Origin of the sequence: Olleya sp. ITB9, assembly GCF_001315805.1 — a bacterium.
Taxonomy (GTDB): Bacteria; Bacteroidota; Bacteroidia; order Flavobacteriales; family Flavobacteriaceae; genus Olleya; species Olleya sediminilitoris.
Genome location: NZ_BCBW01000020.1, coordinates 17588 through 40911 on the forward strand (window position 1 = coordinate 17588; position 23324 = coordinate 40911).

A 23324-nucleotide genomic window follows, 5' to 3' on the forward strand; every position below is an offset into this window, starting at 1 on the left:
AAGTTTGGAGTGGATTTATAATATAATCCATTTACTGCAATTACTCGTATATTAAACAAGTCATATCAACCACAAAATAATTAAAAACAACACCAATGAAAAAACCACTTTTATTGCTTTTACTTTTATTTCAAGCTATTTTATCGGGACAAACTGTAAACTACACTCCTTCTACAGATATTATTACAAACCCAGAACGTGGCTTGCAAAAATACTCTATAACAGCAAGTGATTATGCAACAATTGATGGAGCAAATAATTTTTCGGTTACAACATTAAATAATTGGAAAACTAGTGCAGATAAAGTAACTGTTGTTTATCGTTACTTCTTACTTGATAACTTTTTAGATGAAGACATTAGCACTACTTATTTAAATAATATACAAACCGATTTTGATAATGTAAGAACAGCAGGTCTTAAAATTATTGTAAGATTCTCTTATTCTAATGAAGTAGGTACCGAAGCTCAACAACCAACTAAGTCTCAAATACTAAATCATATCTCTCAACTATCTGCTATTTTAAACAACAATAAAGATGTTATATTTTCTCTTCAAGCTGGTTTTATTGGTACTTGGGGTGAATGGTATTATACAAACTCTACAGAGTTTGGGACCGACGGAAACATATCTGCAACCCAATGGGCAAACCGTAAAGACATTGTAGATGCCATGTTAGCTGCTACACCATTAGAGACACCTATTCAGGTTAGATATGCTGGCATTAAGACAACTATGTATGGTAACACCCAATTAACAGAACAATCTGCTTACCAAAATACTGCAAATGCAAGAGTTGGTTTTTATAATGATGCTTTTTTGAATAATTATGGAGACCAAGGTACATATAATACTGATGAGTGTACTAACCCTGTTGGCAATACACAATACAATTATTTGTCTAATGAAACTAAGTATTTACCAATGACAGGAGAAACCAATGGATTAAATCCTTGTGATAATGGATTTAGAACCACAGGTGCAAATGCTATTTACGAAATGGGTTTGACTAATTGGACCACTTTAAATAGAGATTATCATCAAGACTTCTGGAATCAATTAAATACAAATGAATACAATGAGATCCTTAAAAATTTAGGCTACCGATTTGTTTTAAATTCGTCATCAATAACACAATCAGGATCTGATATTGATTTAACCTTAAACATTACAAATGTTGGTTTTGCTAGACCTTTTAAAGAAAGAAATGCCTATTTAGTATTAAAAAATACTGCAACAGATGACGTAACTACTTATTTAATAAACTCGTATATTAGGACATGGGAATCTACAATTACAATTAATCAAGTTTTTAATATTGGTTTAACAGGTACTTTTCAACTATACCTTTGGTTACCTGACATTAACACGAATTTATCTTCTAATTCAGATTATAGTGTTCAGTTTGCAAATTCAGGTTTATGGGACGCTACAACAGGCTACAATAATTTGTTACAAACTGTAACTTTAAATACACTTGGGGTTGAGGATTTTGAATTAAATAATTTTTCAATATATCCAAATCCTGCTTCAGATTTTATAACAATTCAATTTAAAAATTCTAGTAAGGAAAAAGTTAAAATATATAATATGATTGGTCAATTGGTTAAAGAAACTACTATTTCAAATAACAAAAAACTAGATGTTTCTGACTTAGTAAACGGAATATATATTATTCGTTTAGCTGATAAAAAATCAATAACCCATAAATTTATTAAGCAATAATTAGCCTCAAAATATAAATGTAATAACCTATTTTATTGAAACTACTTTTAATTAACGTTTGATATGGCGAATTTAAATTCGCCATATCAAACGTTAATTAAAATCCTATTTACTAGGGTACTGCTTTTTAATATTCCAAATCAAATCTTCTAATCCATTTACTTTAAGTGTGTAAACGGTCTCAAGCATTTCACCTAATTTTCCTTTTGGAAAACCTTTATTACGATACCAAACAACATAATGTTCTGGAAGGTTTATTAAAAATCTATCTTTATATTTTCCAAAAGGCATTTTAGTATGTGCCAATTTTATTAAAAAATCTTTATCAGGCTGAAGCTGCATTATTATTTAGATTTAAATTTTGAAAGAACTAATAATCGCTTTGCAATACTATCTTTCCATTTTTTTTGCCCTTCGTGATTAATTGAATATTCACTTTCAGTATCATACTTTTTTTGCATAGCTGCTAACTCTGCATCTATAGTCGCATGAAGAGTTTGTAAAGTTTGTGGAAGTGTACTATGTGGTTGTATTTTAGAAATGCGTTGTCTAAACAATCTTGCATGTAACTCTGTAATATCAAAATGCAATTGTTCGTGTCCTAAAACATGAGTATCTACTTTATCCAATTTACACCAAGAATGTTCTGGATAAAAAAAGGCTTTAACTATAGTTTTAAAGCCTTTTATAATTTTATTTTCTCTTTGAATTGAATAGCTAAATGTTATTCCTGATGCAGTTACTGCTACAGCATCATTACCTGCTATAGGTTTTCCTTTAAAGTCTGACCAAGTTAATTTGTAGTCTTTACTCCAAGGTAACTCTTCCATTACATCATTTTGTAATAGCAAAAAACTGGCAACTATTAAAACATACTTAATCATAGGCATAATATGCAATCAACGTAAATTGACTAAAATTATTATTTTACCTCAACAATTCTTAAATCTTTGTATTGTACAATGTAAACTGTATTGTTGTAATAACCACCAAATAACTCCTTTTTATAAGCAAACTTATTTTCTACATAAGTTGTTAAAGGAGATTGAATTGCAGATAAATACAAATCTTCTGAAGTCACCAATCTTAACACTACATCCATAGTCAAATCAAAACCTCTAACTGCATAAGTAGATGGTGTTTCATGGTATAACGTTTTGTAACGTTTTGCAAAACTATTATTATCATCCTCACTAAATGACTTATTAATAGAGGCATAAGTAAAGTTTAAATTTGACAAATGCATGTTACTAACCTCATCGTCTTCAAAAGCTTTAGTTTTATCTGTTGTTGTTAAAACAATTTGTTTTGTTGGTTTAATTATTGAATTTAAAACACTTGATACATTAGATACAAAACCTGCATTAGCTGTTTCTAAAAACACCACATTTTTACCTGGTTTAAGTTTACTTTCAATATCAGAATCCATAATATAATAAGCATCAGCTCCTGTTTTATATACTTTTCTTGACATAACAATTGATGCCTTAGGAAAACTCTTTTTAAGAGATGTTGCAGTTTCTTTATTTTTGATATCAGAAATAATTATAAAGTGAGATGTAGTATCTGCTTTAAAATACTCTAATAATCTTTCTTTTAATAATGTCTCTGATGGTCTAGACTGAAATACATTATCTCCTAGATTTACTGTTTTAGTAATAGGTGAAACTAGTGGTATATTTTTACTTTTTAATGTTGCTGCAGCAGAATTAAACAACTTTGAATCTACTGGTCCAATCACAACATCTACATCATCAAACTCACTTGATTTTACTATTGAATTTACCGTACTTTCTCTTTTTTCGGTATCATAAACATCAACTTTAAGATTAACACCTAAAGAAGACAAACTATCTAAAGCTATTTTAACGCCTGAATAAAATTCTAACGACATGCTAACATAAGCATCTGTTTTAATTATTTTTTTAGCATCATAGATTGAGTCCGAATTAACTTCATTTAACTTAAAAGGCAACATTATAGCAACATGCTTAGTTGCTAAATCTAATTGACGTGTTGTTAAGTCAGACACCATTAATGAATCTGCCAAAACTGAAGGATCTAATCCGTGGTTAATAGCTGTGATATTAGCGTCAAAAGGAATTTTTAAAACCATACCTGGTTTTAAACCTGTAGTTGCTAAATCAGGATTTAATTGTTCTAATTGCTCTTGAGTTAATCCTGTTTTTATTTTTAATCTATAAAAACCTTCTGCTGGTAAAACCGTATAATAACTATATTGCTCATCAACAACTTTTACATCTTCTACTTCTAAATTTGGGACGTTAACAATATCTCCTGGTTGCAAGACTTCTGCCATTTCTGGATTTAAATCTTCTAAATCCTGAACTGTGATACCATATTGGTAAGCAATACGCCACTTTCCTTCTTTTGGTTTTACAGTATATTTTGTTACTGAGGATTTAGTAGTAACTTCTTTAGATACTTTATAAATCGGAATTTTTATTTTGTCTCCTTTGCGTAAACTGTTTGAGTATAAATCTGGATTGTGTTTTTTGATTTCTTCTTGTGCAACATCATATTTTTTAGACAAACTGTAAAGGGTTTCTTTACGCTTTACTTTGTGTGTTTTAAAACCTTCTAAAGATTTAACCTCTGTTACTGTTGGTCTATTTGGTACTAATGCAGCATTAGGAATGATTAAAACAGCATTAGGTTTTAACTCCTTTCTTGCATCCGGATTTAAAGCATATATCTGAGATTTTGTTACTTTGTATTTTGTAGCAATCTCTTCTATAGTTTCACCTGTTTGTACTTTATGCGTTTTATAATTTTGTGCTTTTGCGGAAGCACAGCCAAATAATACAATTATACTTAATATGTATATTAATTTTCTCATATGTTATTTATACGTTTCAAACTGCGTTAGCGGTTGTAATGGCATCCTTTTTTTTGCTGCTATATATGGCAAAAAAAAGATATAATGTAAAACGCGACCCTTGTGGTAACGCCCAAATTATTTTAACCCTAATCAAGTTTTCTTATTCCCACTCTATTGTTGCTGGCGGTTTACTACTTATGTCGTAAACTACTCTATTAACACCTTTTACTTTATTTATTATATCGTTACTTGTTTTTTGTAAAAACTCGTAAGGTAAATTTACCCAGTCTGCTGTCATACCATCTGTGCTTTCTACTGCACGTAGGGCTACACATTTTTCATAAGTACGCTCGTCTCCCATTACTCCTACACTATTTACTGGAAGTAAAATAGCTCCTGCTTGCCATACTTTGTCATATAATCCTGACTCACGTAATCCATTTATAAACACAGCATCTACGTCTTGTAGTATTTGTACTTTTTCGGCTGTGATATCTCCTAAAATCCTGATTGCTAAACCTGGTCCAGGAAAAGGGTGACGTCCTAATAAGTCTTTATCCATGTCCATTGATGCACCTACACGTCTTACTTCGTCTTTAAATAAAGCGCGAAGTGGCTCTACAATTTGTAATTTCATGTAGTCTGGTAAACCGCCTACATTATGGTGACTTTTAATTGTTGCACTTGGTCCTCCTGTTGCGCTTACGCTTTCAATAACATCAGGATAAATAGTTCCTTGTGCTAACCATTTTACGTCTTGTATTAAATGGGCTTCGTCATCAAAAACTTCGATAAAGGTTTTACCAATAGCTTTACGTTTTAATTCTGGATCACTCAGTCCTGCTAATGCATCCAAAAAGCGTGCCGAAGCATCTACACCTTTTACATTTAAGCCCATCCCTTTGTACTGTTCTAGTACATCTGTAAATTCGTTTTTACGTAATAATCCGTTATTTACAAATATGCAATATAGGTTTTTACCTATTGCTTTATGTAATAACATAGCTGCTACAGAACTGTCTACACCACCTGATAATCCTAAGACAACTTTATCGTCTCCTAATTTAGCTTGTAAATCATCTACGGTTTCTTGTACAAATGCATTTGGTGTCCAATCTGGATTAACATTAGCTATATTAACTAAAAAGTTTTCTAGCAATTGTTTACCATCTGTACTATGATACACTTCTGGATGAAACTGAATGGCATAAGTCGTTTCGCCTTCTATTTTATAAGCTGCATTTTGTACATCGTGTGTACTTGCTAACAATTTACCGTTTTCTGGTAATTGCTTAATGGTGTCACTATGGCTCATCCATACTTGACTTCCAACTTGGATACCTTCTAAAAAGGCTTCATTATCTTCAACAAAACTTAAGTTAGCACGTCCATATTCACGTGTGTTAGATTCTGCTACTTCACCTCCTGAAAAGTGTGCTAAATATTGTGCACCATAGCAGACTGCTAACATTGGTTTTTTTCCTCTAATTTCTGATAGATCAGGATGAAATGCATCTTCAGATCTAACAGACATTGGGCTACCAGACAGTATTACTGCTTTGTAGTCGTCTACGTTTTTTGGTGGTTTGTTAAAAGGGTGTATTTCGGAATAGATGTTAAGCTCTCTAACTCTGCGCGCAATTAGTTGTGTATATTGCGATCCGAAATCTAAAATAAGTACTTTGTCGTGTTGCATGCACAAAAATAGTAATTGTGCGGAAAAATACTATTTAAGATATATGAAATTTACACTATTTTTTTAACAATTTTAATTTACTATTTCATAGACTCTAAAATAGCCTTAATATCTTGCTCAGTAGTGTCTGGATTTATGAAGCAAAAACGCGAAACTGTTTCAAAAGTGTCACCTGTTTTCCATTTTGTAGGTGTTACTAAAGCAAATCCTTTATCATGGTTAGCAAACGTCCAATCTCTGTAGTCGTTTGGTGTCCAACCTTTACGTCTGTATAAAACACAAGATAAGCTTGGCTCTCTAACCAACTCGACATGATCCATGTCTTTAATTAACTGTCCAGAGATTGCTGCCAACTCCAAACCTCTTTCAACCGCTTGTTTATACCTATCTGTTCCATGAGTAGCCAAACTAAACCATAATGGCAACCCTCTGACACGACGTGTTAATTGTATTTGATAATCTGTAGGATTAAAACCATGTGCACCTTCGTCTTTAAAAATATCTAGATAAGAGCCTTCTTGTGCATGAGCTTTTTTAGCTAATTCTGGTTGTTTATAGATTACAGCACCACAGTCGTAAGGCGAAAACATCCACTTGTGTGGATCTATAGTTATACTGTCTGCTTTTTCTATACCGTTAAATAAATGTCTAACAGAATCTGCTGCTAAAGCTCCTCCTCCATAAGCAGCATCCACATGAAACCATAAATTTTCTGCTTGACAGATAGTTGCAATACCATCTAAATCGTCTATAATTCCTGCATTGGTTGTTCCTCCTGTTGCTACAACAGCAAATAGACGTTGTTTTTGTTGTGGTGTTAATTTATCAATTGTGTGTTGTAGTGCACTACCTTTTAAACGGTCTTCTGTATCTACTAATAATACATCCACATCTACTACTTTAGCCATAGCTTTAATAGAAGAGTGCGCTCCAATAGAAGTAATAATTAATCCTTTTTGTGATTTATTTTGATCGTTTAAACTACGCCAATATTCTCTTGCTGTTACAATTGCAGATAAATTTGCTGCTGTACCACCACTGGTAAATACTCCAAACGCACCTTCTGGCAATCCTGTTAAGGATACAATCCATTTCATGGCTTCGTTTTCGCAAAAAATCCCTCCAGCACCTTCCATCCAATATGCACCATGAATACTTGAGGCAGAAGTCACTAAATCAAATAAAATAGAGGCTCTAGTTGGAGATGCTGGTACAAATGCTAAATGACGTGGATGATCTATTTTTACATTAGCATGCATTAAATGTTGCTTCCATAGATTAAATGCTGTTTCTCCACCAATTCCTTTATCTGTAACAGTATCACCAACTAAAGCTTTTAGTGTAGCTGCTTTTTGTGGCTTACCAATAACGTCTTCGGTTTTGGAAATACGGTCAATAGTGTACTTCATGACGTCTAGCGTCATTTCAACTAAATCTAAATCTATTTTATGCATGGCTTATAATTCAACTATTAAAAATTCACCTTGCAAAGGTTTTAAATTTTTAATTAATTGAGGTATTAATTGGTCACCAAATTCTAAATATAATTCAGAAAAATTGGTGTTTCGCTCTTGCAAACTGTAATTAGGAAACAATTGGTATTGTAAATCCGTCATACGTTGTACTTGGTCTTTAAGTTTTCGTTTTTGAGCTGTAAGCAATCTTTTTTCTAAATGTTGTAATCCTTTAATTTGCTTTTTTTCTTGAGAAGCGACTGCACCAACAAAAGATTTATCTGTTAAATTAGCTAAATCATACAAGTCTTTAAACTGAGTTTTTAGATGTTGAATTTGCTCAGAAAAATCGATATCTATATTTGAAATTTCTCTTACTTTTTTATTAATAAAACTATCGCGTTTTAAAAATAAATCTTGATTAGAAATATTAAGTTTTTCTAATTTTTGAGCTTGTTGTTTTGTTTTTATTAATACTGAATTACGAAGTAATAGTATTGGAAACACCACATTATTAGCTTCAAAATTTGCTTTAAGTTGAAACCAATATGCCAACTCACCACCACCACCTATGTAACATAAATTAGGCAAGATAACTTCTTGATATAATGGTCGCATGATGACGTTTGGACTAAAACGTTCTGGGAAGTTTTCAACTTCGTCTTCTAACTCTGCTTTATTCCAAGTTAATGTTGTGTTTAAAACTTTATATGTATCGTTTTCAAAAACAATACGCTCTCTGATGCCTTTAGTTATATAAAATAAGTTAATCTCTCTAGGATTAACTTGTATGTTATAACTATCTGACACTAGACTTAATTGCTTAGATGTTTTTGTTACTGCGTCAAATGACGTGTTATTAAATAACTCTGTTTTTATTTGAGGTATAAATAACTGTTTTAAAACCTTAGTGTTAGCATCAATAATTACTAAACCATGCTCTGTAAACAATGCGTTGGCAAGATATAATGTTGCTTCTGCTAAATTACTATGTTTTAGATAAGCGGTTTCAAATAATTGTCTTAATTGTTTGGCGTTGTTACCAATACCTAATTCTTTTGAAAACGTTTCAAAAACCTCTTGCAAACCATTTGTATCTAACTCACCAACTGCTCCACTTGCATCTTTGTTCCAACGTATTTTTTTTCCTTTAAAATTAAAATAATTGATTTCTTCAAAATCATGATCCTCTGAAGCCATCCAGTAAATTGGTACAAAATTATATTCTGGATTCTCTAACTTTAACTGTTTTGTTAAATTAATAGTTGATATTATTTTATGCAAAAAATATAATGGTCCAGTAAACAGATTAAGTTGGTGACCTGTTGTAATTGTAAAAGTTTTAGCATCTGCTAATAACGCTATATTAGTATCAGTAAGTTCTGAAGTTTCAAATACTTGATATTGCTGTTGTAACGCATTAACTAAAACCTTTCTGGATTGGTTAGTAAACTCTTGTTGCTTTGCTTGTATTTGTGCTTCAAAATTTTGAAGCTTAGGAAACATGTTATAAAAAGGCTTAAGCGCTTCAGATTCAGCTAAATAATCACATATTAATTTAGAAAAATATCCTGTGTTTTTAAATGGTATACAGTCTGTTGGCATAATTACAAAAATCTGACGTAAAGATAAGGCAGTTTAACCATTACTATGTCTTAAAATTAACATAAAAACTTATATAAAACTGTGGTTTTTTCAGTATTTTTATAAGGTTAACTATGTTATAAAATTACTATGAAAAAGAAATTACTTAACTACATCAAACTATTTATTGCACTTTATTTATTTGGATTTACAGTATTAGGCATCAGCCAAAACGTACAAGAATTTAAAGGTCAAATTATTGATAAAAATAATAATACACCTTTAGCTTTAGCAGATATTATTATTACAAATTCCAACATTAGTACCATTTCTAATAGTGATGGAGAATATCTAATTAAAGTGCCTAATGATTTATTAAACGAAACCCTTATTGTGACTTATTTGGGTTATCAAAAATCTGAAATACCTTTACAACAATTAAAAACTAATCCTACAATACAACTAAATCAAGCGGCTACAGTTTTAGCACAAGTAGATATTAATAAACCTAAAGATGCCATTACTTTAGTCAAAAAAATGTTAGAATTAAAGGGCGACAACTACCTTAACCAATCTGTTAGTATGACTGGGTTTTACAGGGAAACTATAAAAAAAAGAAACCGAAATGCTTCACTCTCTGAAGCTGTGGTAAACATTAACAAACAATCCTATGACAACTCAAGAAATGACGGTATTAAATTAATCAAAGCTAGAAAAAAAGTTAATTATAATAGACTAGATACTATAGCACTAAAATTACGAGGAGGACCTTTTAGTAGTTTATTTACTGATATGATTAAATATCCAAAATATATATTTTCTAAAAGTGACTTACTTGAATATGATTTTACTTTCAGTAGACCTACACAAATAGATAACAGACTAGTTTATGTTATTAATTTTAAACAGAAAAAAGATGTTTATAGACCTAAATATACTGGTAAATTATACATTGATGCTAACACTTTTGCTTTAACTAGTGCTGTGTATAATTTAAATGTAGAGAATCGAGAAGAAGCGTCTAAAATGTTTGTACGTAAAAAACCAAATAGAGCAAAAGTCTATCCAACAGAAGCTTCTTACAGAGTTAATTACAGAACAAAAGATGGCAAATGGTACTTTGGATATAGTAACATACAATTAACTTTTAAGATCAATTGGGATAAAAGATGGTTTAACAGTAAATACACTTTAAATAGTGAAATGGCAATCACAGATTGGTCTATAGGCAACCCCTTAGTTTACAAAAAAGAATCAAAAACTTTAAAACAAAATAGTATTTTACTAGATGAAGCTTCTGGGTTTTCTGATCCAGATTTTTGGGGAGAATATAATATTATCGAACCTGAAAAGTCTATTGAAAATGCTATAAAAAAGATTAACAAAACACTTAAACAGAGTTAATTTTATTGTTGGTGATTTATAATTATATCAAAATAATTAGTATCGTAAAAAGTTTTAAGTGTGTTATATTTTTGTTCATCCGTCAAGGTATCTGACACTTTAAGTATATTTAAATTATGCTCATAAATTCGCCAAATTAACTCAGAACAATAATGCTCTGTGCTGTCTTTATAGTTAAAGCTATGATCAAAGGGTAGTTTTTTTTTCTTGTAATACGCTATTTGCTTAACAATCTTTTTTTGTTTTACCGAGTCTATGTTTTTTAACCTTGTAACTAAAATTGTATTATCATGAGAATTATGCACAAACGAGTCTATTGCCTGCAACCGCAATCCATCTTGATTTGAAACACTACTTGATAAAGCATGTGCAATTTTTAAGGTATCGTTTTCAGTAACAACCATACCTAAATGTGTGACATCATAATCTTCATCCATCATTTTTAAAATCATGGTACTTACTAGTCCATAACCACGACGTAAAATGATGTCACCATCCTGTAGTTTTGATTTTTCAGCAGAGGATAATTTATACAAAAAAGACGATTCATACGGTTTGTTTGAATCGTCTTTTAAAAATTTATAAGCTAAAAAAACTAAGATTAAAACTAATCCTATTTTAATAGTAATTTTAAGCATTTAAGTTAGTCTTCAGTTTCAACTTCAACTTCAACTTCATCCTCCTCATAATCCATACTAGGGTTTCCTGTTTCTTTATTTTGGTTACCCATTCCTTCTTTATTCATAGACTCTTTATCCATATTTACCAACCATTTCCCATCTTGCTTTTCAAGATTTATTGGCATGTCTTGATCTTTTTCTTCTTTGCTACTTGACATTTTAACAGTACAAACAGCTTTATCACCATCAATTTTAGTATCTACAACTTCAAAATCAATATCTGTTTCTTTCATTTTATCAGCAAATTGGTCTTTTGCTCCAAAAGACTCTAGCATTGTTAACATAGACTTTGTGTCTGTAGTCGCGTATTCTTTAGCGGTTTCAAAATCTCCAGAATACATAGCTTCTAAAAAGTTAATTGTAGCTCCTTCAGGACCTCCTCCTCCACATGCTGTTAACACTAAAAAGCAAGCTAGTAAAAGAGTTTTAAAAATTGGTTTTTTCATTTTTTGATTGTTTTATTTTTGTAAATATACTTTTTTGTACTTAGTATCCAAACTAATTAAAAAGCTTAAGTTGTTTTTAGTTTACTATTTCACCGTAAAGATCAAAATCCTCAGCTTCAGTAACTTTAATTGTATAATATTCCCCAGTTTTTAAATAGGTTTCAGTAGCATCAATTAATACTTCATTATCCACATCTGGACTATCAAACTCTGTACGACCAACAAAATAGTTTCCTTCTTTACGGTCTATAACAACTCTAAAAGTATCTCCAATTTTTTCTTGATTTAATTCCCAAGAAATTTGAGATTGTACTTCCATTATTTGATTTGCGCGATCTTGCTTAACTTCTTGAGGGACGTCATCTTCAAGATTAAAAGCATGTGTATTTTCTTCATGAGAATAAGTAAAACAACCTAAACGTTCAAAACGCATGTCTTTTACCCATTGTTTTAATTCTTGAAAATGAGCTTCAGTTTCACCTGGATAACCAACAATTAATGTCGTTCTAATAGTCATTTCTGGCACTTTTGCTCTAAACTGCTCTATTAAATTAGTCGTTTTAGCTTTTGTTGTTCCACGACGCATACTTTTTAATAAATCATCACTAATGTGTTGTAATGGTATATCAAGATAATTACAAATTTTAGGTTCACGTTTCATTAAATCTAAAACATCCATCGGAAAACCAGTAGGAAAGGCATAATGCAGTCTAATCCATTCTATACCATCAACCTTAACTAGATTTTCTAATAACTCAGCTAAGTTTCGTTTTTTGTATAAATCTAAACCATAATATGTTAAATCTTGAGCTATTAAAATTAATTCTTTAACTCCATTGGCTGCTAATTTTTCAGCTTCAGTCACTAAATTTTCGATAGGTGTAGACTTGTGCTTACCTCTCATTAATGGTATAGCACAAAAACTGCATGGTCTATCACAACCTTCAGCAATTTTTAGATACGCATAATTTTTTGGTGTCGTTGTAAGACGCTCACCAATTAACTCATGTTTATAATCTGCACCCAATGCTTTTAATAATCCTGGTAATTCTGTAGTTCCAAAATATTGATCAACATTAGGAATATCCTTTTGTAAATCTGGCTTATATCTTTCACTTAAACAACCTGTAACAAATACCTTATCTACTTCACCTTCTTCCTTTTTTTGCATGTACTCTAAAATAGTGTTCACACTTTCTTCTTTAGCATTGTTAATAAAGCCACAAGTATTAATCACTATTACATTACCTTCTTCCTCATGCACAACTTCTTTTCCGTTAGCTTTTAATTGTCCCATTAAGACTTCGCTATCGTAAACATTTTTACTACAACCTAAAGTTATTACGTTGATTTTGTTCTTTTTAAGTGATTTTGTTCTCATACCTCAAATTTGGACTGCAAAGATACTATCTAATTTTAAAATAACTGATATTAAAACATTTTGATTTATATTAGTAAAAAAGAAAACTAATACTATGAGACTAACCTATTTAACACTTAGTTTACTAATTTTCATGAGTTTAAGTTGCTCTTCTGAAGATGAAACTGTTTTGAATGAAATTGAAGAAACAGAATCTATATATTTTCCACCTTTAAATTCGGAAACTTGGGACACTGTAAGTCCATTAGATTTACAATGGAATACGTCTGCATTGACTGAACTATCAGATTTTTTAAATAGTTCAAACACAAAGTCATTTATAATTTTGCATAAAGGAAAAATAGCTTGGGAAGCTTATTTTAATGATCATACCGAAACTTCAGGATGGTATTGGGCAAGTGCAGGAAAAACATTAACTACAACTGTAACTGGTATTGCTCAAGACCAAGGATTGTTAGATATTAATAATAAAGTATCCGATTATTTAGGCACAGGTTGGACTAACATTACAATTGATAAAGAAAATTTAATTACTTGCACTAATTTATTATCTATGACCTCAGGATTAGATGATACATTAGGCGATAGTGTTGCTCCAGAAAACTTACAATATGTTGCAGACGCTAACAATCGTTGGGCATACCACAATGTATACGTCAAATTACAGGATGTTATTGCTACAGTTAGTAATCAAAGTTGGTCTGATTATTTTGATGAAAACTTAAAAAATAAAATTGGTATGTCAGGTAGTTGGTTTAATCTAGATGACTTAAGCGTGTATTGGAGTAATACACGAAGTATGGCAAGATTTGGGTTAATGACATATGCCAATGGAAAATGGGACAACACACAAATTGTGTCAGAATCTTTTTTAAATGAAGCTACAAACACATCACAAAACATTAATAAATCTTATGGTTATTTATGGTGGTTAAATGGAAAGTCAAGTTTTCATCTACCTCAAACTCAGTTTGAGTTTCCAGGTGAATTAATTCCCAATGGTCCAAGTGATATGTACTGTGCTTTGGGTAAAAATGACCAAAAAATTTATATTGTTCCTAGTAAAGATTTGGTTATTGTGAGAATGGGAGAAGCAGCTGACGCCTCAAATTTTGCTTTATCAAATTATGACAATGAGCTTTGGGAAAAATTAAATAACGTATTTAATTAATAAATTTATACTCTATAAGGGTTAATACTATATAGTCCATCAAATACAATATTAGGGCAGAAAAAATAGAATAAACAAATTGCAAATATCAAAGTAATTACCACCTTATTAATTGTTTCTTTAAATAGACTTTTCCAACAATACCAAACACAAAACGCAAAAAACGGTATTAAAAATATTAAAGGAAAAAGCGAATAGTAAATTAATTTTTCAGGGATTAATGGACTTTTTGGTTGTAAAAATGAACTTATAGCAAAAACTATATTACTACCAATTGCTACTAACAAATAAAGTATTACAAATACAGTAATGATTCTAAAAATTCGGTCAGAATTAAAAGTCATGTTTATTTAAAAAATGAATCTACAAACTCAAATTTGTTAAAGACTTGTAAGTCTTCAATACCTTCACCAACACCAATATATTTTACAGGAATTTGAAATTGATCACTAATACCAATTACCACTCCACCTTTAGCTGTACCATCTAATTTAGTAACTGCAAGGCTAGTAACCTCTGTTGCAGCAGTAAATTGCTTAGCTTGCTCAAAAGCATTTTGACCTGTACTACCATCTAAAACTAATAATACATCATGTGGTGCATCACCAACAACTTTTTGCATGACACGTTTAACTTTAGTTAACTCATTCATTAAATTAACTTTATTATGTAAACGACCTGCTGTATCAATAATAATAACGTCTGCCTCTTGATTAACACCAGATTGTAAAGCATCAAATGCAACAGAAGCAGGATCACTTCCCATATCTTGACGGACCATTGGTACATCTACACGATCAGCCCAAACCTGTAACTGATCTATAGCTGCTGCTCTAAAAGTATCTGCTGCACCTAGGACAACTTTTAATCCTTGTTTTTTGAATTGGTATGCCAACTTTCCGATTGTTGTAGTTTTACCAACACCATTAACACCTACAACCATTAAAACATATGGGGTTTTGGTTCCATCTGCTTGCTTTGGTAAAACAGGTACTTTATACTCGGTATCTTCACCAGAATTTGTTTCTGACAATAATCCAGCGATTTCTTCTCTTAATATCTTATTTAGCTCGTCAGTACCTAAGTATTTATCTTTAGCTACTCTAGCTTCTATACGATCAATAATTTTTAAGGTTGTATTTACACCAACATCACTAGAGACTAAAACCTCTTCTAGGTTATCTAAAACAGTATCATCCACTTTAGATTTACCAGCAACAGCCTTACTAAGCTTACCTAAAAAGCTTGTACTTGATTTTTCTAGTCCTTTATCTAGGGTTTCTTTTTTTTCTGAAGAAAATATTTTTTTAAAAAAACTCATCTGTTTTTTATTATTTGGTTTGGTTGATTTATAACAATTATGAAGCCTAATTTTAATTACTGCTACATTGTCATAGTTTTATGAGTGTAAAGAAACGTAATATTTTAAAAACAAAAAAGCCACTTCCTGTAGGAAAGCAGCTTAATAATAGTTTTAAGAAGTAAAACTTATTTCTTGTTTAAGAAATCTTTTACTAATTCTGGTGCCATAATAGACTCTACAAACATGTAAGCTCCTGTTTTTGGAGACTTAACCATTTTTATAGCTTTAGATAATCTTTTTGATCCTGTCTGTAATGATGCTACTGATTTTTTTGCCATTTCTGTATATTTTTTATTTCTTTAATAAATAAAGAATATTATTTAATTTCTTTATGAACAGTCATTTTCTTCAAGATAGGATTGAATTTTTTAATTTCCATTCTATCAGGTGTATTCTTTTTGTTCTTCGTTGTAATATAACGAGACGTTCCTGGCTTTCCAGACTCTTTGTGCTCTGTGCACTCTAATATTACTTGTACTCTATTACCTTTCTTTGCCATAATAATTATTATTTTTACCTTTTGGGTAATTATTTTACAAATCCGTTAGCTCTAGCTCTTTTCAAAGCAGCTGAGATACCGATTTTATTAATTGTTTTTAACGCTGATGTAGATATCTTTAAAGTAATCCACTGATCTTCTTCAGGAATATAAAAACGTTTTTTAATTAAATTAGCATCAAATGTACGCTTAGTTCTATTCTTTGCGTGAGACACGTTGTTTCCAACCATTGCCTTCTTTCCTGTAAGTTCACAAACTCTTGACATTACTATATATCTTTAAAATATGTTATTAAAAATCGAGGTGCAAATATACTAATTTTTTACTATCTGACAATATGTTTGTAATTAATTTTCAAAAATTTCTTTTTGAAACAACTCTAATGCTTTATTTACGGTTTTATTTATGACGCGTTCTCTGTGGTTTCCCATACTAAATTCAAAAGCTTGAACCTTGTCTTTTGTAGCTATAGCTATAAAAACAGTACCTACCTCAGCATCACTATCTCCTTTTGTTGGTCCTGCGTTTCCTGTAGTAGCAATTGCAAAATCAGATTTTAATTTTTGTCTAACATTAGTTGCCATAGCTTTTGCAACTTGCTCACTTACTACCGAATACTGATTAATTAATGTTTCAGATACGTCTAAAACATCAATTTTAGTTTGCGTAGCATAACTAACAACTGCTCCTTTATAAAATGCTGATGCACCAGAATGAGATGTGAATTTCTCGGATAATTTTCCTCCTGTACAACTTTCGGCTAAAGCCAAAGTTTTTCCCATTTTAGCTAATTGTTTAGCAATTATAAGTTCTAAACCTTCATTATAATTTTGAAAACCAACAAATATATCTTGAATTAATGGTAAGATTTTTTCAACTTGTATCTCTATATCTTTAGCTAAAACAGCTTCGTCTTCACCTTTACCAGATAATCTTAATCTAACTGCTCCTAATGTTGGCAGATAGGCTAACTTTATATGTTTAGGTAATGCGTCTTCAATAGCTTCAATACGTTCTGCAACAACACTTTCACCTAAACCATAGGTTAAAATAGTTTTATGCAAGATAAATGGTCTTTTGTATTTTTCGGCTAAATTTGGTAGGACTTCATTATCAATTAAGGCTTTCATCTCATAAGGCACTCCTGGAAGTGATATAAACGTTTTATTGCCTTTTTCTAACCACATTCCTGGTGCTGTCCCAAAACGATTGTTTAACACTTTAGCCTTAGATGGCACTAATGCTTGTTGTTTATTAAGATCTGAAATGGGCTGATTGATGTATTTTTTAAACAACTGTTCTACATGTTGTAAAACTTGATTGTTTTGTACTAAAACATCATTAAAATACTCGGTTAATGTATGTTTTGTAATATCATCTTTAGTTGGTCCTAAACCTCCTGTAATGATAATAATATCAGCATTTTGTTCTGCTTCAGCAAAAGCTTTAAGCAAGTGCTGTTTTTCATCCTGAATAGAGGTAATTTGATACACAGATACACCAATTGAGTTTAAGGCTTTACCTATAAATGCAGAATTGGTATCTATGATTTGGCCAATAAGTATTTCGTCACCTATTGTAATTATTTCGGCTTGCATTACAATTTAAAATCTTGTATTATTTCTTTAGTTGTTCTATCTACTGCATCTAAAACGATTTGTAGTTTTTCAGAAATATCTTTATCTTTTTGTTCAAACTTACCCCAATCTTGAACTTCAATTAGGTCGTCTAATACACCAAGTTCAAATAAATCTACAGTAGGTTTCATTTTATGAGCAGTTTGATAGGCTAGCAAATAGTTTTCGTTATTTACTGCTATTTCCAACACTTTAGCATCTCCTGGCACTTCCTCTATAAATGTGGAAGCTAAGGCTAATATAAAATCTTGATCATTATCTGCTAACTCTTTAATTCTATGTAATTTGTAATGTTGTTCCATTTATTTTACTGTTATTGAAAATAACTCTTTATCTTCAAGAAATCCTTTTAATTTATCATTGGCAACTACCTTGCCAACTCCAGCAGGTGTTCCTGTAAATATAATGTCTCCAATCTTTAAAGTAAAATATTTTGAGACATATTCTATTAATTCGTCAATTTTCCACAACATTAAATTAGTATTTGCGGTTTGTACCACAGTTTCATTTTTTTCTAACCTAAAATTAAGATTATCAACATGTGCAACTTCAGACTTATCAATCCATTGTCCTACTACTGCTGCTCCATCAAAGGATTTAGCTTTTTCCCAAGGCAAACCTTTGTCTTTTAATTTTTTTTGTAAATCGCGTGCAGTAAAATCTATTCCGACACTTAATTGATCATAATATTTGTGTGCAAATTTTTTATCAATGTGTTTTCCTAACTTATTAATTTTCACCAAAACTTCTAATTCGTAATGAATTTCGTTTGAAAAATCGGGAATAAAAAATGGTTGTTTTTTTAAAAGTATAGCATTATCAGATTTAATAAACACTACTGGATCTGTAGGTTTTTCGTTTTCTAACTCTTTGATATGGTCTGTGTAATTACGACCTATGCAAATTAATTTCATATACTTATGTATTTAAAACACTATTTGTAATTATTGATTGAAATATGTAAATCTGGTTAAAACTTATTATTTAAAGCTCTTAACTTAATTGCTGTTAAAACTTTTTTGGTATATAAAGGAAAGTCTGCATTTAGTAACCATCCAAAGTAACCAGGTTCTTTATCTAAAACCTCTGTAACTAGTTTTCCTTTATGTTTCCCAAAAGAAAACACTTCTTGATCTTCTTTGTTAAAACTAATAAAACCAGCAAAATCTGCAAATCGTCTACGCGAACTAAACTCGGCTAAAAACTTAGTGTCATTTTCAAGCTCGTCATAACGTTCTACTTGTGCTTTTAAAACCTCATAAGTTGCTAAGGTATCAGCTTCGGCTGTATGAGCATTTTCTAAACTTTTGTCACAATAAAATTTATAAGCTGCACTTAATGTACGTTGTTCCATTTTATGAAAAATAGTTTGTACATCGACAGCAACACGACCTTTCATGTCAAAATCTAAATCTGCACGCAACATTTCTTCTGCTAAAAGCGGAATATCAAATCTATTAGAATTAAATCCTGCTAAATCTGCATCTTTAATCATAGCGTTAATTTCTGGCGCTAATTGTTTAAATGTTGGCTCGTTTGCAACTCTTTCGTCGGTTACTCCATGTATAGCAGACACCTCAGCTGGTATTGGCATTTCTGGATTGACTAACCAAGTTTTACTTTCTTTATTACCATTAGGAAACACTTTTAAGATAGAAATCTCTACAACTCTATCTGAGGTAATGTTAATTCCTGTGGTTTCTAAATCAAAAAAGCAAATTGGTTTTGTTAAGTTTAAAGACATAAATATTATGGTATGGTTTATGCAAATATAATTTTAATCTGTTACTTTTACTTTGTAAACCTCTTAAAATGATAAGAAACCTAACTCTAATACTTATAACATTAGTATCACTAACTGCTTTAGCGCAAAACAATCATAAATATGTAAAGTTATCTGAAAAAATAACTGGTAAACGTTACGAGATTTTTATTGAAAATACAGACTCTATATCCTACGATATTTTTTTAAAAATTGAAACAAACGATTTTAGACGTAGTAGTGAGCGTCCAATTTTACAAACCATAGCTGGAAAAAGCAAGAAGAAAGTTTTAACTATGGTTAAACTTAACGGTAAACCCGGAAAATACACCTACATTTTGGTTGTAAATGAAGTCTCTTATGCATTAGAAGTTGATAATGACTATGAAATAATAGATTTTAAACTAGACAAAGAAATACATAATAAAAACGTTGTAATTTATACTAAAAATGACTGTTTAATATGTCCTGATGCTAAACACATTTTAACTAAAAACAAAATTAATTACACCGAATACAACTTAGATAAAGACACCACTAATTACAATAAAGTAATTAAAGAATTTAAAACTATTAAGCCTAAAAGTGATTTTAATAAAATTCCTGTTTTGAAGATTGAAAACAAATTATATAATGACATTGGATCTTTAGATGATTTTATAAAATGTTTACGTGAGGCATTTAATTAAAATTTAAATCAACCTAATTAATCCTTATACAAATTAGGCAAACTAATCTTAAATCTTACAGCTATCAATCTAACCGTAATTACAACAGCTCCTGCTATAATAAATACAAAATTAGAGGCTATAGGCAGTTTTATAACCAAAAAATAAGTTACGCCTCCTAGTATACAAGCTGTTGCATAGACTTCTTTCCTAAAAATAATAGGTATCTCATTACATAAAATATCTCTTATAACACCTCCAAAACAAGCACTCATAGTACCTAAAAACACACATATAATGGGATGTAATTCTGCCGAAATCCCTTTTTCTACACCAACAACAGTGTATAAACCAATACCAATGGTATCAAATAATAATAAAGAGGTTCTTAGATAATCTATTTTAGTTCTAAAGATAACAGCAAATATTGTAGATAAAACAACAACATAAATAAAGGTCATATCCTTCATCCAACTTACTGGAGTTTCGCCAATTAAAACATCTCTTAAAGTTCCTCCTCCAACAGCGGTTACAAAAGCAATAATTAAGATGCCAAAAGCATCCATACGTTTGTTTAATGCAACCAAAACACCCGAAATGGCAAAAGCAATAGTCCCTAAAATATCAAGTATATAAAACATGTTTTAAAAAAAGGTAAAATTAGTTTTTATAATGTAAACTAAAAACTTAAGGGGTGGTTTTATCCATATTATTTTCATTCTAAAAACTATAACAAATACGAATTAAACCTTCAAAATAAGCACATTAACTTAATAGTTTTAATATTTTTTAAGTTTCCTATTGATAAAACCAACACAGAAGCAGGAAAACAAAAAAATAGACGTGTAGAAATCATCCTTTTACAATAAAAATACAGTTCAGGTATTTAATAGTACAGTTCAGTAAGTTGTTTTATTACACAAGTAGTAAATGTTGCAAATTTGAAGTGTTAACCAATTAAAACAACACATTATGAAAACGACAACATCTTTTAACCAAACAAAAACAATATTATTAAACGTTATTTTATTTTTTGCACTAAGCCTATCAACAATAGCTCAAACAGAACAAAATAATGAAACTGGACAAACCATAACAGTAACAGTTAACAATGTTAAAAACAATACAGGACAAGTTATATTTGGATTGCATAACAATCAAACTTGGATGAAAACCCAAGGCATACAAAATACCTCAACTAAAATTAAAAACAATATAGCAACGGTTACTTTTAAAAACGTAAAACCTGGCACATATGCAGTTATGGTACTACATGATGAAAACATCAATAACCGTATGGATTTTAAAAACGGTATGCCTTTAGAAAACTACGGAATGACCAATAACCCATTAAGCTATGGACCACCACAATACAGTGATGCTAAGTTTGAAGTCACTAATCAAGATTTGGACTTTAAGGTCAGATTTTAAATAAAAAAAAGAGCAACAATTGTTGCTCTTTTTTTTTAACTATAGTTGTAGTTTATAAACTTTTACCTAACCACGCATTCATCATCCATACTGTTTTTTCTTGCTCAGAAATAAAATCACTCATCATAGAGCTTGTCCCTTCATCATTAGCATCTCCTGCAGCATTTAAAATGTCACGTTCTAATTTTAATAACTCTGTTAACGAAGTTACAATTAAAGCAACAGCGTTGTCATCTACAGATATGTTGTGACCAACTGGTACTTTTGCCAACTTAACGTAATCCTCAAATGTATGCAAAGGTGTTTCCCCTAGAGTTAATACACGCTCTGCAATTTCGTCAACTTTCATATTAGCGTCATTGTATAACTCTTCAAATTTTACATGTAAATCAAAAAAGTTTTTCCCTTTAATATTCCAATGGATTCCTCTTAAATTTTGGTAATAAATCTGAAAATTAGCCAATAACTGATTCAATTGTCCTGCTAATTCTTTGGTCTTTTGGGTATCTAATCCTAATGTATTTAAAGTCATAATATTTGTGTTTTGATTGTTAACCAAATTTACGATTAAATAATCAAGATATTCAATAAGTTTTATTGATAGATGTTATATTTTTATAACCTAAATTTATATCCATGACGATTACTCAATTATCATATGTTTTGGCTGTAGCCGAACACCAAAATTTTACTAAAGCTGCTCAAAAATGTTTTGTAACACAACCAACATTAAGCATGCAAATTCAAAAACTAGAAGATCAATTAGATATTTTAATTTTTGACAGAAGTAAAAAACCAATTGAGCTAACCGAAGTTGGAAAAAAAATAGTGACTCAAGCTAGAAATATTGTAAATGAATCCTACAGAATACAAGATATTGTAGATCAAGAAAAAGGATTTATTGGTGGCGAATTTAAATTAGGTATCATTCCTACAATTATGCCTACTCTTTTACCAATGTTTTTAAACAACTTTGTCAAAAAATACCCAAAAGTTAAACTTAAAATTGAAGAATTAACTACTGAAGAAATTATTGCACGCATCAATGATGGGCACTTAGATGCTGCCATTGCTGCAACACCTTTAGAAAACGAAACAATTAAAGAGCGTGTTTTATATTTTGAACCTTTTGTAGCTTACGTACCAAATAATCACAGATTAAGAGATAACAAAAAATTAAATATTACCGATTTAGATATTGACGATATGCTGTTGCTTGAAGATGGTCATTGCTTTAGAGAAGGTGTTATTAACCTATGTAAAGCATTTAAAAACCATACAGATGATAAGTTTCAGTTAGAAAGCGGAAGTATTGAAACATTAATTAAATTATCTAATGAAGGTTTAGGTATGACATTACTACCTTATTTACACACTTTAGATATAAACGAAAAATCTAAAGCAAACTTACATTATTTTACGGAGCCTTCTCCTGCTAGAGAAGTCAGTCTAATCTATCATAAAAGTGAGCTTAAAATGCAAATCATTGAAGCTTTACAAGATGTAATCTCTGGAGTTATTAGAGGTGCAATTGCGTTTCAAAACGTACAAATTGTAAGTCCTATTTCCAAAAAATAAACAT

The 23324-nt window shown here is 30.6% G+C and carries 25 protein-coding genes; 6 read left to right on the forward strand and 19 right to left on the reverse strand.

The window, feature by feature from the left end; genetic code table 11:
• Positions 1 to 95: 95 nt before the first annotated feature.
• Positions 96 to 1724, forward strand: coding sequence for a DUF4832 domain-containing protein (locus tag ITB9_RS05905; protein ID WP_054851530.1), 1629 nt, complete (start codon positions 96 to 98; stop codon positions 1722 to 1724).
• A gap of 105 nt (positions 1725 to 1829) precedes the next feature.
• On the opposite strand, the gene ITB9_RS05910 is transcribed toward ITB9_RS05905, so the two are convergent.
• From ITB9_RS05910 to bshC, 6 genes are all read right to left on the reverse strand, one after another.
• Entirely contained in the window at positions 1830 to 2066 is a 237-nt protein-coding gene (locus ITB9_RS05910) for a DUF3820 family protein (protein WP_036598481.1), read from the reverse strand.
• A gap of 2 nt (positions 2067 to 2068) precedes the next feature.
• Complete coding sequence (locus tag ITB9_RS05915) at positions 2069 to 2608, reverse strand: hypothetical protein (RefSeq protein ID WP_054851531.1); 540 nt, start codon at positions 2606 to 2608, stop codon at positions 2069 to 2071.
• A gap of 38 nt (positions 2609 to 2646) precedes the next feature.
• Positions 2647 to 4584, reverse strand: a complete 1938-nt coding sequence (locus ITB9_RS05920; protein ID WP_054851532.1) for a LysM peptidoglycan-binding domain-containing protein — start codon at positions 4582 to 4584, stop codon at positions 2647 to 2649.
• A gap of 142 nt (positions 4585 to 4726) precedes the next feature.
• Positions 4727 to 6262: a glutamine-hydrolyzing GMP synthase gene (guaA, locus tag ITB9_RS05925; protein WP_054851533.1), complete on the reverse strand. Its 1536-nt coding sequence runs from the start codon at positions 6260 to 6262 to the stop codon at positions 4727 to 4729.
• Between the two features lie 80 nt (positions 6263 to 6342).
• Entirely contained in the window at positions 6343 to 7716 is a 1374-nt protein-coding gene (locus ITB9_RS05930; RefSeq protein ID WP_054851534.1) for an aminotransferase class V-fold PLP-dependent enzyme, read from the reverse strand.
• Between the two features lie 3 nt (positions 7717 to 7719).
• Entirely contained in the window at positions 7720 to 9321 is a 1602-nt protein-coding gene (gene bshC / locus ITB9_RS05935; protein ID WP_054851535.1) for a bacillithiol biosynthesis cysteine-adding enzyme BshC, read from the reverse strand.
• 129 nt (positions 9322 to 9450) lie between these two features.
• Here bshC and ITB9_RS05940 point away from each other — a divergent pair, with 129 nt between their 5' ends.
• Complete coding sequence (locus ITB9_RS05940; protein WP_054851536.1) at positions 9451 to 10704, forward strand: carboxypeptidase-like regulatory domain-containing protein; 1254 nt, start codon at positions 9451 to 9453, stop codon at positions 10702 to 10704.
• Between the two features lie 2 nt (positions 10705 to 10706).
• On the opposite strand, the gene ITB9_RS05945 is transcribed toward ITB9_RS05940, so the two are convergent.
• The 3 genes from ITB9_RS05945 to rimO form a co-directional block, all read right to left on the reverse strand.
• A complete protein-coding gene (locus tag ITB9_RS05945) occupies positions 10707 to 11342 on the reverse strand; it encodes a YiiX/YebB-like N1pC/P60 family cysteine hydrolase (protein WP_054851537.1) in 636 nt (211 codons plus the stop codon).
• A gap of 5 nt (positions 11343 to 11347) precedes the next feature.
• Positions 11348 to 11830: a DUF4878 domain-containing protein gene (locus ITB9_RS05950; RefSeq protein ID WP_054851538.1), complete on the reverse strand. Its 483-nt coding sequence runs from the start codon at positions 11828 to 11830 to the stop codon at positions 11348 to 11350.
• A 76-nt stretch (positions 11831 to 11906) separates the two neighbouring features.
• The gene (rimO, locus tag ITB9_RS05955) at positions 11907 to 13211 is read right to left on the reverse strand and encodes a 30S ribosomal protein S12 methylthiotransferase RimO (RefSeq protein WP_054851539.1); all 1305 of its coding nucleotides are present in this window, start codon (positions 13209 to 13211) and stop codon (positions 11907 to 11909) included.
• Between the two features lie 94 nt (positions 13212 to 13305).
• On the opposite strand from rimO, the gene ITB9_RS05960 reads away from it, so the two are divergent.
• Positions 13306 to 14382 (forward strand): serine hydrolase, encoded by a 1077-nt coding sequence (locus tag ITB9_RS05960; RefSeq protein ID WP_054851540.1) that lies wholly within the window; start codon positions 13306 to 13308, stop codon positions 14380 to 14382.
• A gap of 346 nt (positions 14383 to 14728) precedes the next feature.
• Here ITB9_RS05960 and ftsY read toward each other — a convergent pair whose 3' ends face one another.
• From ftsY to ITB9_RS06000, 8 genes are all read right to left on the reverse strand, one after another.
• Positions 14729 to 15703, reverse strand: coding sequence for a signal recognition particle-docking protein FtsY (gene ftsY, locus ITB9_RS05970; protein WP_054851541.1), 975 nt, complete (start codon positions 15701 to 15703; stop codon positions 14729 to 14731).
• A gap of 167 nt (positions 15704 to 15870) precedes the next feature.
• Positions 15871 to 16023: a DUF4295 domain-containing protein gene (locus tag ITB9_RS15325; RefSeq protein WP_082396086.1), complete on the reverse strand. Its 153-nt coding sequence runs from the start codon at positions 16021 to 16023 to the stop codon at positions 15871 to 15873.
• Between the two features lie 38 nt (positions 16024 to 16061).
• Positions 16062 to 16244 (reverse strand): 50S ribosomal protein L33, encoded by a 183-nt coding sequence (gene rpmG, locus ITB9_RS05975; protein ID WP_028282775.1) that lies wholly within the window; start codon positions 16242 to 16244, stop codon positions 16062 to 16064.
• A gap of 29 nt (positions 16245 to 16273) precedes the next feature.
• A complete protein-coding gene (gene rpmB, locus ITB9_RS05980; protein ID WP_028289506.1) occupies positions 16274 to 16510 on the reverse strand; it encodes a 50S ribosomal protein L28 in 237 nt (78 codons plus the stop codon).
• 81 nt (positions 16511 to 16591) lie between these two features.
• Positions 16592 to 17842, reverse strand: a complete 1251-nt coding sequence (locus ITB9_RS05985; protein ID WP_054851542.1) for a competence/damage-inducible protein A — start codon at positions 17840 to 17842, stop codon at positions 16592 to 16594.
• The gene (locus ITB9_RS05990; RefSeq protein WP_054851543.1) at positions 17842 to 18183 is read right to left on the reverse strand and encodes a hypothetical protein; all 342 of its coding nucleotides are present in this window, start codon (positions 18181 to 18183) and stop codon (positions 17842 to 17844) included. Before ITB9_RS05990 ends, ITB9_RS05985 begins: the two co-directional genes overlap by 1 nt.
• Entirely contained in the window at positions 18184 to 18795 is a 612-nt protein-coding gene (locus ITB9_RS05995) for a fumarylacetoacetate hydrolase family protein (protein ID WP_028289503.1), read from the reverse strand.
• A 56-nt stretch (positions 18796 to 18851) separates the two neighbouring features.
• Positions 18852 to 19625 carry a 3'-5' exonuclease gene (locus tag ITB9_RS06000; protein ID WP_028289502.1) on the reverse strand — a complete coding sequence of 258 codons (774 nt, stop codon included), beginning with the start codon at positions 19623 to 19625 and terminating at the stop codon, positions 18852 to 18854.
• Between the two features lie 68 nt (positions 19626 to 19693).
• On the opposite strand from ITB9_RS06000, the gene ITB9_RS06005 reads away from it, so the two are divergent.
• Positions 19694 to 20332: a glutaredoxin domain-containing protein gene (locus ITB9_RS06005; RefSeq protein ID WP_054851544.1), complete on the forward strand. Its 639-nt coding sequence runs from the start codon at positions 19694 to 19696 to the stop codon at positions 20330 to 20332.
• Between the two features lie 17 nt (positions 20333 to 20349).
• On the opposite strand, the gene ITB9_RS06010 is transcribed toward ITB9_RS06005, so the two are convergent.
• Positions 20350 to 20952 (reverse strand): trimeric intracellular cation channel family protein, encoded by a 603-nt coding sequence (locus ITB9_RS06010; RefSeq protein WP_054851545.1) that lies wholly within the window; start codon positions 20950 to 20952, stop codon positions 20350 to 20352.
• 331 nt (positions 20953 to 21283) lie between these two features.
• On the opposite strand from ITB9_RS06010, the gene ITB9_RS06015 reads away from it, so the two are divergent.
• Positions 21284 to 21742, forward strand: coding sequence for a DUF2141 domain-containing protein (locus ITB9_RS06015; RefSeq protein WP_054851546.1), 459 nt, complete (start codon positions 21284 to 21286; stop codon positions 21740 to 21742).
• A 52-nt stretch (positions 21743 to 21794) separates the two neighbouring features.
• Here ITB9_RS06015 and ITB9_RS06020 read toward each other — a convergent pair whose 3' ends face one another.
• Positions 21795 to 22274 (reverse strand): Dps family protein, encoded by a 480-nt coding sequence (locus tag ITB9_RS06020; RefSeq protein ID WP_028290474.1) that lies wholly within the window; start codon positions 22272 to 22274, stop codon positions 21795 to 21797.
• Positions 22275 to 22378: 104 nt separating this feature from the next.
• On the opposite strand from ITB9_RS06020, the gene ITB9_RS06025 reads away from it, so the two are divergent.
• Positions 22379 to 23320 (forward strand): LysR substrate-binding domain-containing protein, encoded by a 942-nt coding sequence (locus ITB9_RS06025; RefSeq protein ID WP_028290475.1) that lies wholly within the window; start codon positions 22379 to 22381, stop codon positions 23318 to 23320.
• The last annotated feature ends 4 nt before the right edge of the window (positions 23321 to 23324 follow it).